We start from the raw sequence: 1,231 nt of genomic DNA, 5'->3' as shown, positions 1-1,231 counted from the left end.
TAGCAAATGGAGAGAATTCTTGTCCATTAAGAAATGTTACAAATTACATGGGTACATTAAGATAAGTTAAGGGGGTGCATCCATTGATGGATAAGGGTTTTCAGCTATTGTGGTATATATGTATGGGGGAAGTTCAGTTATTAGATGAAAATTTGTCAGATCGGATTATTGATAAAATAATTGATTTATATTCTAATTCTCAGCACGTCAAGACTTTAGGACTGATCAATACTGATGATGCACTTATCTGGGAATTTGCCAAATTCAACGATTTTGTAATTGTCTCTAAAGATGCCGATTTTCATCAGCGCAGTCTATTATATGGTCATCCACCAAAATTTATCTATCTTCGTATTGGTAATAGTCCCACTGCAAAGATTATCGAAATTTTAAGAGGTTATTTTTTAATTATTGTTGAATTTTTTGATAGTGAAACAGAAAGTCTGTTGATATTAAGTTGAGTGCGATCGCTTAATCTGGTAGGGTTTGTGTTTGCGGCTACCAATTCTGTTAAAAAACCAAAATCAATAATCCGCTCCCCACGCAGCAAATTTATTATTAAATTGGTGTGTTACGCTATCGCTAACACACCCTACTGGATTGTTTCAGTTAATTTGGTGTATTAGAAAAATGCTATAAATTCTATAATTTAAGACTTTAAGCCGAAATCTATTGCCCTATTTTAGCTGAAACAGTCCACTGCGTTTAATTTTCCAACCTATGCTTTTTAATGCTTTTAAAACTTGTTTGGCTTTCGTTGCTGACCATTGACTCATAGAGCAACAAATGATAAATTTAGGTGATTTTCTGGAAGTTCTCCCTGTTCAAGTTGATCGGCTAAGACACGCAAAGCAAGTGCTTGAACTTTAGCAATAGCTTCCTGTTGACTATTGCCATAGACTAAAACTCCCGGAAGTTCGACGATTTCAGCAATATATCGTCCATCTTCTTCTTGTTCTATGTCAATCTTATAATTCATTTGAGAATTACCTATGGGATGACCTGCTGTCTTGATTATATTAGATTTTATATCCGCTCTTGTCGGTTGGATTGACCTAAAAAAACCCAACACACAATTAGATAGGGTTTGCCGAAAAAGCTTTTCGGTGGTGGCAGGGTGTGGGGTGTGGGGTGTGGGGTGTGGGGTTTTACCAGTTTTGAGGTGGTCAACTACCTAATTTTCAGGGAAAAAGTACCTGAATTTTCCCCCGATCCCCGCAATGGCTGGCAC

The 1,231-nt window shown here is 36.8% G+C and carries 3 protein-coding genes; 1 reads left to right on the top strand and 2 read right to left on the bottom strand.

Annotation, left to right across the window (positions count from 1 at the left end):
• Nucleotides 1-86: 86 nt before the first annotated feature.
• Nucleotides 87-461, top strand: coding sequence for a DUF5615 family PIN-like protein (locus tag PX482_RS26320; RefSeq protein ID WP_288026714.1), 375 nt, complete (start codon nucleotides 87-89; stop codon nucleotides 459-461).
• 311 nt (nucleotides 462-772) lie between these two features.
• On the opposite strand, the gene PX482_RS26315 is transcribed toward PX482_RS26320, so the two are convergent.
• Entirely contained in the window at nucleotides 773-979 is a 207-nt protein-coding gene (locus PX482_RS26315; protein ID WP_004159326.1) for a type II toxin-antitoxin system HicB family antitoxin, read from the bottom strand.
• Nucleotides 980-1,026: 47 nt separating this feature from the next.
• Nucleotides 1,027-1,170, bottom strand: a complete 144-nt coding sequence (locus PX482_RS26310; protein WP_288096535.1) for a hypothetical protein — start codon at nucleotides 1,168-1,170, stop codon at nucleotides 1,027-1,029.
• Nucleotides 1,171-1,231: the final 61 nt, after the last annotated feature.

It is taken from the genome of Microcystis sp. M53602_WE12, assembly GCF_030065455.1.
Taxonomy (GTDB): domain Bacteria; phylum Cyanobacteriota; class Cyanobacteriia; order Cyanobacteriales; family Microcystaceae; genus Microcystis; species Microcystis aeruginosa.
Note: the sequence above shows the minus strand (reverse complement) of the source record. Positions and strands in the feature narration are given on the sequence as shown.

What these genes read in the sequence shown, in the direction of transcription:
- PX482_RS26320 (WP_288026714.1), top strand. Translation starts at nt 87, where the DNA reads ATGGATAAGGGTTTTCAGCTATTGTGGTATATATGTATGGGGGAAGTT.
- PX482_RS26315 (WP_004159326.1), bottom strand. Translation starts at nt 979, where the DNA reads ATGAATTATAAGATTGACATAGAACAAGAAGAAGATGGACGATATATT.